7 protein-coding genes and 2 pseudogenes are annotated in these 8,761 nt (G+C 38.0%); 6 read left to right on the forward strand and 3 right to left on the reverse strand.

From position 1 onward, the window contains the following. Window positions 1-85: 85 nt before the first annotated feature. The 6 genes and pseudogenes from CC204_RS19180 to trhO all read left to right on the forward strand — a co-directional run bounded on the left by CC204_RS19180 (window position 86) and on the right by trhO (window position 5,720). Window positions 86-397: an ACT domain-containing protein gene (locus tag CC204_RS19180; protein ID WP_088271610.1), complete on the forward strand. Its 312-nt coding sequence runs from the start codon at window positions 86-88 to the stop codon at window positions 395-397. Window positions 398-596: 199 nt separating this feature from the next. Continuing rightward, window positions 597-1,868 (forward strand): annotated as a pseudogene (locus CC204_RS19185) (DUF711 family protein). Between the two features lie 123 nt (window positions 1,869-1,991). Then, window positions 1,992-2,381 carry a DUF1149 family protein gene (locus CC204_RS19190; protein ID WP_087639561.1) on the forward strand — a complete coding sequence of 130 codons (390 nt, stop codon included), beginning with the start codon at window positions 1,992-1,994 and terminating at the stop codon, window positions 2,379-2,381. 259 nt (window positions 2,382-2,640) lie between these two features. Next, the gene (locus CC204_RS19195; RefSeq protein ID WP_088268196.1) at window positions 2,641-4,032 is read left to right on the forward strand and encodes an L-cystine transporter; all 1,392 of its coding nucleotides are present in this window, start codon (window positions 2,641-2,643) and stop codon (window positions 4,030-4,032) included. A gap of 189 nt (window positions 4,033-4,221) precedes the next feature. Then, complete coding sequence (locus tag CC204_RS19200) at window positions 4,222-4,593, forward strand: VOC family protein (protein WP_088268198.1); 372 nt, start codon at window positions 4,222-4,224, stop codon at window positions 4,591-4,593. Window positions 4,594-4,778: 185 nt separating this feature from the next. Then, complete coding sequence (gene trhO, locus CC204_RS19205) at window positions 4,779-5,720, forward strand: oxygen-dependent tRNA uridine(34) hydroxylase TrhO (RefSeq protein ID WP_088268200.1); 942 nt, start codon at window positions 4,779-4,781, stop codon at window positions 5,718-5,720. Between the two features lie 43 nt (window positions 5,721-5,763). Here trhO and CC204_RS19210 read toward each other — a convergent pair whose 3' ends face one another. The 3 genes and pseudogenes from CC204_RS19210 to CC204_RS19220 all read right to left on the reverse strand — a co-directional run. Beyond that, complete coding sequence (locus CC204_RS19210; protein ID WP_088268202.1) at window positions 5,764-6,867, reverse strand: SLC13 family permease; 1,104 nt, start codon at window positions 6,865-6,867, stop codon at window positions 5,764-5,766. Between the two features lie 135 nt (window positions 6,868-7,002). Next, on the reverse strand, window positions 7,003-7,740 hold the full coding sequence (locus CC204_RS19215; protein ID WP_087639568.1) for an amino acid ABC transporter ATP-binding protein: 738 nt from the start codon (window positions 7,738-7,740) through the stop codon (window positions 7,003-7,005). 1 nt (window position 7,741) lies between these two features. Continuing rightward, a pseudogene (locus CC204_RS19220) lies at window positions 7,742-8,761 on the reverse strand (ABC transporter substrate-binding protein/permease); the annotation flags it as partial.

Below are 8,761 nucleotides of genomic sequence, written 5' to 3' on the forward strand. Positions count from 1 at the left end.
CATTTTAGTAGAATTTGTTCCGCTTTTTTGTTAACAAGTGAACATGCTATGTTATAATAGAAAAAATGATTGAGGGGGAAATTATATGCGGGCAGTATTGACAGTTATAGGAAAAGATAAAGTAGGGATCATCGCTGGTGTGAGCCACACATTAGCTGAAATGAACATAAATATCCTTGATGTTTCTCAAACGATCATGGATAGCTATTTTACGATGATGATGGTACTTGAACTATCGAAAGAACAAGCAAATTTTGAAGATATTCGTGCAACATTAAATGAGTTAGGTGAACGATTAGGGGTCACGATCAGTATTCAAAACGAAGAAATATTCAACGTGATGCAACAAACTATAATATCTATAGTCGTCTGTGCTCGAGTTTTTAACATTATCTAGCTTCAGGAGCTAGTCTCTTGGAAAAAGAAAAACATGAATACGGAGTAGATCACCATAGTCATATTTTCTTATGTTCCAGTCGAGACCATGTGAGCTCGCATTATTTTTAATATTAGGAGGAATCATTTTGGAAACGAACCAAATTTTAGAAACGATTCGCATGATCGAAGAAGAAAATTTAGACATCAGAACGATCACGATGGGGATTTCATTACTGGATTGTATTGATAGTGATAGTGATCGTGCCTGTCAAAAAATATATGAAAAAAATCACGCGCTTAGCGAAGAATCTTGTTAAAGTTGGAACAGAGATTGAATCAGAATACGGATTCCGATCATCAATAAACGGATTTCAGTAACTCCGATCGGAATCATTGCCGCAGCTAGTCCAGATAAAGATTATGTGAAATACGCGAAAGCATTAGACAGAGCAGCTCAAGCGGTTGGGGTCAATTTTATTGGCGGATTTAGTGCCTTAGTCGAAAAGGGATATCAGCATGGTGATGATATTCTAATTAATTCGATTCCCCAAGCATTGGCTGAAACAGAATTTGTGTGTTCATCGGTGAATATCGGCTCTACTCGTGCCGGTATCAATATGGACGCTGTTCGTCATATGGGGTATGTGATCAAAGAAACTGCGGAAAGATCTGATATGGGCTGTGCCAAATTAGTCGTATTCGCAAATGCTGTCGAAGACAATCCCTTTATGGCTGGCGCCTTCCACGGTGTAGGGGAAGCGGATTGTGTGATTAATGTCGGTGTCAGCGGACCAGGAGTTGTCAAACGGGCACTGGAAAAAGTCAAAGGAGAACCTTTTGACGTTGTAGCTGAAGTCGTAAAGCAAACGGCATTTAAAATCACAAGAATGGGTCAGTTAGTTGGAAAAATTGCTTCAGAACGTTTAAATGTGCCTTTTGGGATCGTAGATTTATCATTGGCGCCAACGCCAGCTGTGGGAGACAGTGTTGCGTATATTTTAGAAGAGATGGGCTTGGAAAGTGTTGGGACTCATGGGACAACTGCTGCATTGGCTCTATTGAACGATGCGGTGAAAAAAGGCGGAGTGATGGCATGTAATCACGTTGGTGGACTTTCCGGCGCATTTATTCCAGTCTCTGAGGATGCTGGCATGATCGATGCGGTTAATAACGGCGCTTTGAATTTGGAAAAATTAGAGGCAATGACTGCGATTTGTTCGGTAGGATTAGATATGATCGCGATACCTGGAGAAACTTCTGCTGAAACAATTGCTGCTATGATCGCTGATGAAGCAGCGATCGGCGTGATCAATCATAAGACGACTGCTGTCAGAATCATTCCGGCTAAAGGAACTCAAGTAGGAGATATGGTGGAATTTGGCGGTTTATTAGGCAGAGCACCTGTGATGAAAGTCAATGACTACGCATCTACTGATTTTATTTTACGTGGCGGACGGATTCCAGCACCGATTCATTCTTTTAAAAATTAGTTGAATAAGGGTTGGAGCTATTTTTAAGAAAACGAAATATGTTATAATGATTTTAAGCAGAGCAATTATTTTTTCAGTAAAATAGTGACTGTCAAACCGAAATATAAAGGAGAGTACAAAAACGTGGAAATAAAACGTCAGCAAGAAGTCGTAGAAGCTTTTCATTACGACATGCGTACACAAGATATGGGCGAGGTAGAAACAGACCTAAGAGTCGGTTTTTCACCAATTGAATCAACAGATGAGAATTATCCTAAAGAAAATTCAATTATCGCGGCTCGTTTAGAGTTTCGCTTAGTATTTGAAGAATATGTGTTGTCAGGATCTGTGAGTCAAATCAACCATATCATCAATCACAAAATTGAAAAACAAGAAGATATCAGCCAAGAAGAAGTGGATGAATTAGTAAGTCCTCTATTCAGCATTGTTCAACGTATGGCCTATGAAGTGACTGAAATTGCACTGGACAAACCAGGAATTCAATTGAACTTTCAGTCGTCGCAAGAAGGATAAAGCCGAAAATAAAAGAGTTTGTGATAGTCTGAAACTATCACAAACTCTTTTTACTATCATCAGCGAAACAAAAAAGTATCTTTTCTTATTTAAAATAAGTTAAAATAGACGTATCACTAAAAATAAGATTCTTTATTTTTAGGGCGGATCATTGAAGAATGATTCCCGGGAACCTTTACTTCCTTTGATGGACTGTCATTTATTTTGCGGTGGTTAGCTCTAAAAGCTGCTTTCGCTTTAAAAATTGGGAGGGAAAAAAATGACAACACTCATCACTGTTTTAGTGGTCCTGGCTTTTGTTGCTGTGTTATACGTCTTTTATCGTATGCAGAAAAAACACCTTAAATTTTCAACGCGTGTCTTTGCTGCATTAGGCGTGGGTATTGTTTTAGGTGCAATTATTCAATTCGCATTTGGTACTCAAGATAAAGTTACAACACAAGCAATGGACTGGATCGGTATTGTAGGTAATGGATATGTAGCATTTTTACAAATGCTCGTAATCCCCTTAGTCTTTGTTTCGATTGTCGGAGCATTTACGAAAATGAAAGAATCCAAACAATTAGGAAAGATCAGCTTTAATGTTCTCGCAACATTATTAGGCACGACAGCAGTCGCGGCTTTGGTCGGAATTGGAACCACATTATTGTTTGGACTTCAAGGTGCACAATTTACTGAAGGAACGGCAGAAACGGCACGGATCGCAGAACTTGCGACTCGACAGGAAACCGTTGAAAACCTATCGATTCCTCAACAAATCTTAGCCTTTATTCCTAGAAATGTTTTTGCAGATTTTGCTGGAACTCGTCCAACAAGTACGATTGGCGTTGTTATCTTCGCTGCTTTCGTTGGTGTAGCTTATCTTGGTGTGAAACGCAAAGCACCAAAAGAAGGAGAGTTTTTCGCAAATCTGATCGACAGCCTTTATAAAATTACGATGCGTATCGTAACACTTGTATTGCGTTTGACACCATATGGCGTGTTAGCGTTAATGACTAATGTGGTAGCGACAAGTGATTTTGAAGCGATTCTGAATTTAGGTAAATTTGTATTAGCTTCCTATACTGCGTTGATTATTGTGATGCTCATTCACTTAGCGATTTTGATTGCGGTGAAAGTAAATCCTGTGAATTATTTGAAAAAATCATTCCCAGTTCTAAGCTTTGCTTTTACATCAAGATCAAGTGCAGGAGCATTGCCTTTAAATATTGAAACACAAACAAAAGCTTTAGGCGTAGATGATGCGACAGCAAACTTTGCTGCAAGCTTTGGCTTGTCGATTGGTCAAAACGGCTGTGCTGGTGTTTATCCTGCAATGTTGGCAACGATCGTTGCTCCAACGGTTGGTATCGATGTCTTTAGTTTAGAATTTATTTTGATGTTAGTTGCAATTGTTACAATCAGTTCATTTGGTGTTGCTGGTGTCGGCGGTGGAGCGACTTTTGCTTCCTTGATCGTATTAGGTGCGATGAACTTACCAGTTGCGATTGTTGGGTTAGTTATTTCTGTAGAACCGTTGATCGATATGGCAAGAACAGCTGTTAATGTGAGTGATAGCATGGTTGCAGGAATCGTGACGAGTTCTAGAATCAATGAACTAGATCGTGATGTTCTAAATGACAGCAATTTAGTCATTGAAGAAAATGCCTAAGAAGTGATCCACTTCTCTTCCCCAAGAGAGTTAAAATGAAAAGGAGATACGGCTGTTTATTAGCTGCATCTCCTTTTTTAAAGCAAAATTATTTTCATAAATCTTGGTATAAGATATAGTAAAAAGTATATAATAGAAATGGAATAATCGAGAAATGGAATAATCGCTATCAAGAAAAGGAGTTCAAAAATGTTTACTAATCAAATTAAAATCATGTTGTATGTAATAAATGTCGAGGAATCCAGTCAGTTTTGGCAAAAAATCGGTTTTGTGGAAAAGGAAAGAGATGCAGTCGATGGCACGTTAGTAGTAGAAGTGTCACCAGGAGAGAATGCCGATACAAGTATTGTTCTCTATGATTTGGAGTTCATTCAAAAACATTCACCAGAAGTTGCGGGAAATACACCATCATTGATGTTCTTCTCAGATGACATTGTGAGTTTATACAAGAAAATGAAAGATGCTGGTGTTCGAGTAGGTGAAATGGTTCAATTGCCGACGGGACTGGTGTTTAATTTCGCGGATAATGATGAAAATTATTTTGCGGTCTCTGGACAATAACCTTATGTAAGTATAAAAGCTTTGAAACCTGACTGAAGATACCCGGTTTCAAAGCTTTTACATTGTACATTAATACACAAGCAAATATCTCGATTTTCCTCTTTCTTTTTTTATATACTTAATAGGTATGAGGATAAATTAAGGACTGTCTTGTAAACAGTTTGTAAAAAAGGGGAAAGATAAGAATGGACTATCGTGTATTGCTTTACTATAAATATACACCACTAGAAAATCCAGAACAATTTGCGAAAGAGCATTTAGCATTTTGCAAATCACTAAATTTAAAAGGAAGAATTTTAGTCGCCTCAGAAGGAATCAATGGCACACTTTCTGGAACGATCGCTGATACAGATGCTTATATGGAAGCAATGCTTGCGGATGAGCGATTCAAAGATACTTACTTCAAAATCGATGAAACAGAAGAAATGGCTTTTCATAAAATGTTTGTTCGTCCGCGAAAAGAGCTTGTTTCTTTAAACTTGGAAGAGGATGTCAACCCGTTGGAATTAACAGGTAAATATTTGGAGCCAAAAGAATTTAAAGAAGCCTTGCTTGATGAAAATACTGTTGTCATCGATGCTAGAAATGACTATGAATATGATCTAGGGCATTTTAGAGGCGCTGTTCGTCCGGATATCCGTAATTTTAGAGAACTGCCTCAATGGATCAGAGAAAATAAAGAACAATTTATGGATAAAAAAATCGTAACCTACTGTACTGGTGGAATTCGCTGTGAGAAGTTTTCTGGCTGGATGCTGAAAGAAGGCTTTGAAGATGTTTCACAACTTCATGGCGGGATTGCTGTATATGGAAAAGATCCTGAAGTACAAGGTGAATTGTGGGACGGGAAAATGTATGTCTTTGATGAACGGATCAGTGTGGAAATCAACCATGTCGATAAAAAAATCATTGGTAAAGACTGGTTTGACGGAACGCCTTGCGAACGTTATATCAATTGTGCTAACCCGTTCTGCAATAAACAAATTTTAGCTTCAGAAGAAAACGAAGCAAAATATCTTGGTAGCTGTTCAGACGAGTGTCGCCATCATCCAGCTAATCGTTATGTACAAAAAAATCATTTAACAGAGCAGGAAGTAACAGCTCGTTTGGAAGCAATCGCTAATTAAAAATTGAAAAAAACAACCAAATGACCGTCATTTGGTTGTTTTTTTATAGAATGAAATAAAAGAGTACAATAAATCCAATTAAAAAAATCAAGTTGATCAGACTAAACATCAGCAAAAATTGTTTTGATTGATTAGGATAATATTGCTTATAAATTTTAAACCCAATCAGATTAGCTAAAGAGGCAATGATTGTGCCTAATCCACCCACGTTAACACCAAAAAATAGCGCTTTGGTTTGAGCAGTGAACGGAGCGATAAGGATGGCAGCAGGAACATTGCTGATAACCTGACTAACTGCGATGCTGCCAAAGAATGTAGCTGAGGATGTAGTAAACTGTTTTTTGATCAACAAGGAAATAGTTTCCAGTTGTGAAAAATTGCCGACAGCGATAAAGAAAAAAATGAAGGTAGCCAATAAACGATAATCAACTTTTTTCAAACTGCTGGAATCGTAAATACCTAGAAGTAAAATAGCTATAGGAATAACGATAGAATATGGGAGAAGATCGAAGACACCGATCAGGATCAGTAGGCCGATCAAGCTCAAATAAATGATATTACGTTGATCGATCGATGGCAGCGGCTCTTCTTGATTTGGAATAGGGCTCTTTTTGATCCAAAAAAAGGAAAGAAATAAAAAAACAAACGATACAAGCAGTAAGAGAAAAGCCCAGTTGAAGAATGTCCCAGCTGCCAATGAGTAATAAGAAAATAAGAATAAATTTTGCGGGTTGCCAAAAGGGAAAAAGCTGCTGCCTAAATTGGCTGCAATGATCAAAAGGACAGCACCGGTCAGTTTATGGTTCATATCAGGAACTTTCTTCGTGATCGTCAAGTAGATCGGCATAAGACTTAAAATAGCTACATCATTGGTTAAAAGCATCGAGCTAAAAAAAGCCAGCAAGGTGATATTTCTAATGAGAGCTCGAGTGTTGATTGAAACATCGATCAATTTTTCAGCAAGATAGGTCAAAACCCCCAATTTATCAATATTAGCGACAAGCAGCATCAGTCCAAAAAGGCAAACGATGACTTTAAAATCAATTGACTCAATCGAAAATTTGCCGAAGAAACAGCTGATAAGGGCCACGAAAAGGGAAATAGAAAATAAGAGATCATCCATAAAAAATGAGAAAATACGTTTCATCAACAGCAGCCTTCTTTCAAAAATAACTTCTTTTTTAATTTACGTTAGAATAGGAGATTTATCAAGAAAAGAATATCTGAACGAAAAAAAGCATGACCTGAATCAATCATTCAAATCATGCCTTTTTAGTTAGTCTTAAATATTTAGAACTTTATCCAAGAAATCTTTGGTTCGCTCATTTTGCGGATTTTCAAAGATCTGCTGCGGGCTCCCATCCTCTAGGAAATTCCCGCCATCAATAAACATCACACGATTTGCCACTTCTTTAGCGAAGCCCATTTCATGGGTAACGATGACCATCGTCATACCTTGTTTGGCTAGTTTTTTCATAACATTCAAAACATCACCAACCATTTCTGGATCAAGTGCAGAGGTCGGTTCATCGAATAGCATGATATCTGGATTCATCGCTAAAGCTCTGGCAATAGCAACACGTTGTTTTTGACCGCCTGATAATGATTCTGGATAGCTGTCTTTTTTATCGGCAAGCCCCACAGTTTCTAAAAGCTGGATTGCTTTTTCTTCCGCCTCTTGTTTAGAAAGACGACCTAGATCAGTAGGTGCCAATGTAATATTTTCCATGATCGATAAATGTGGAAATAAGTTAAAATGCTGAAACACCATACCGATATGCTGACGTATTTTATTGATGTTGGTATTTTTATCTGTTAAGTTTGCTCCATCAATAATAATATCGCCGCTTGTTGCTTCTTCCAGTTGATTCAGACAACGAAGGAAAGTACTTTTACCAGAGCCGGAAGGACCGATGACACAAACGACATCGCCTTCTTGGATAGAAACATTAATATCGTTTAAAACAGTGTTATCACCATATTTTTTTACTAAATGCTCGACTAGAATTTTTTCAGCCATATTATTTCACCTTCTTTTCCAAGACTTTTGCTAGTTTTGTCAACGCTGTGATCAAGACTAGATACATCATCGCGATCACAAAATAAACAAGTGTACTTTGTAGGTTTCGGGCAACGATGATTTTCCCTGTTTGTAGTAATTCGATCAACCCGATCGCTGAAAGGATCGTCGTATCTTTCAATGAAATAACGAATTGGTTGACGAATGATGGAATCATGATTCTGATTGCTTGCGGCAAAATGATTTTTTGCATTGTCCGATTATAGGAAAGTCCTAAACTGCGTGAAGCTTCCATTTGCCCTGTAGGCACAGCATTGATACCGCCACGAACGATTTCAGAGATATAAGCACTGGCGTTTAGCGTCAAGGTAATGATTCCAGCAAGGAAGACTGGAATATTAAAGCCGAGAATTCCTGGTAAACCAAAATAAATGAAGAAAGCAAGTACCATCAATGGAATTCCGCGGATGATGTCGACATAAACAGTGGCTATCACTCGTAAAGCTTTCGATGGTGAAGCACTGAATAATCCGAAGATCACACCAACGATCAAAGCAAGAATGAATGAAATCAATGTTAGTTGAATCGTCATCCATAGTCCGCTCAATAGTCGTTTCCAGTTATTTTGAATCATACCGACGAAGGTTGATTCATCTACTTTGTTTTCTGTGGAACCATCTTTAATATATTTACCGACGATTTCGTCGTATTCACCAGTTCGTTTTAATTCTGCAAGTCCTTCATTGAACATTTGGATCAATTCAGGATTTTTGCCTTTTTTGACAGCAAACCCGTATTTTCCGCCTTCTTCACGAGGAATTGGTGTTACTAGTGGTTGCTTTTGAGCAACGCCGTAACCGATAACAGGATAGTCATCCATCATAGCGTCGATCTCACCGATCTCAAGTGCGCTATATAAAGCATCTGTTGTATCTAAATACTTGATTGAATAGCCATATTTATCTTTATTTGCTTCAAGAAAATCAGCACTTTCTGTCCCGATTTTTGCACCGACTTTTTC

Origin of the sequence: Enterococcus wangshanyuanii, from assembly GCF_002197645.1 — a bacterium.
Taxonomy (GTDB): domain Bacteria; phylum Bacillota; class Bacilli; order Lactobacillales; family Enterococcaceae; genus Enterococcus_L; species Enterococcus_L wangshanyuanii.

Coding starts and splice junctions, on each gene's coding strand:
- CC204_RS19180 (WP_088271610.1), top strand. CDS start 86: ATGCGGGCAGTATTGACAGTTATAGGAAAAGATAAAGTAGGGATCATC.
- CC204_RS19195 (WP_088268196.1), top strand. CDS start 2,641: ATGACAACACTCATCACTGTTTTAGTGGTCCTGGCTTTTGTTGCTGTG.
- CC204_RS19200 (WP_088268198.1), top strand. CDS start 4,222: ATGTTTACTAATCAAATTAAAATCATGTTGTATGTAATAAATGTCGAG.
- trhO (WP_088268200.1), top strand. CDS start 4,779: ATGGACTATCGTGTATTGCTTTACTATAAATATACACCACTAGAAAAT.
- CC204_RS19210 (WP_088268202.1), bottom strand. CDS start 6,867: ATGAAACGTATTTTCTCATTTTTTATGGATGATCTCTTATTTTCTATT.
- CC204_RS19215 (WP_087639568.1), bottom strand. CDS start 7,740: ATGGCTGAAAAAATTCTAGTCGAGCATTTAGTAAAAAAATATGGTGAT.